This window comes from Psychrobacter sp. 1Y4 (assembly GCF_051847555.1).
On record NZ_JBPYDE010000210.1, the window covers coordinates 1 to 965 of the forward strand.

2 rRNA genes are annotated in these 965 nt (G+C 34.6%); both read left to right on the forward strand.

What is annotated here, in order from left to right:
- Window positions 1-117, forward strand: a 23S ribosomal RNA gene (locus ACS8FC_RS15295); the annotation flags it as partial.
- A 167-nt stretch (window positions 118-284) separates the two neighbouring features.
- Window positions 285-398, forward strand: a 5S ribosomal RNA gene (gene rrf / locus ACS8FC_RS15300).
- Window positions 399-965 lie beyond the last annotated feature (567 nt).

The window sequence follows — 965 nt, forward strand, 5'->3', positions numbered from 1 at the left end:
CCTCAAGATTAGATTTCCCTAAAGAGCCGTTCAAGACTAGGACGTTGATAGGCAGGGTGTGGAAGCGCAGCGATGCGTGTAGCTAACCTGTACTAATTGCTCGTTTGGCTTGACCATACAACACCCAAGTGGTTTGTATCAAGTCTAATTAATCTATCTTGTATAGCTTACGCTATAGAAACAGACAGAACATTTCGATATCACCGTTAACCTTGATTCAGTTAGGTTAAGTGATACTTAGTCAAATAAGTAAAACTAAAACAGACTCATATCTAACCCCCTTTGCTGACGACAATAGCGCGATGGCCCCACCTGATCCCTTCCCGAACTCAGAAGTGAAACATCGTTGCGCCAATGGTAGTGTGGTTCGCCCATGTGAGAGTAGGTCATCGTCAGCTCTCTATTCTAAAGTAAAAGCCCCTTCTGCATAAGCAGAAGGGGCTTTTCTTTGTCTGGAATTCTATAGTGTGGATTTTAATTTTATTGAGGTTATTATCGATTATGATGGTGATTTAAAAGGATTCTTAAGGCAATATAATTATATTTGGCAAAATAGATAAGCTACGTTTGCCATATCTGTATAAGCATTTGCAACTACTTGATAAGAGAAGTATAAGGTTTTGTTTGCTGATAATTTTTATTTTGCTCCTTTCTAAAATTTAATTGATATGGGAAATGAGTATTTAATATTTGCTGACAAACACTTAAAGCTTTTGAAGAAAAGCTTTCCAATGTAGTTAGCTTTTAAACTTAAGAGTCTCGCTATATAAAACAATTACGGCTTATTGATAGATATACTGTTAAGCTTTTAACCATGTTATTAATAAGTATAGAATAGTGTACGATATTAATTTTAATATCAATTGTGTGATTAGTTTTCAATAGTATAAAATATTAAATTCTTAATCTCATTCAAAAAAGGTGTATCTCCACGTGAGACAAAATAACTATGCAATATGGATTCT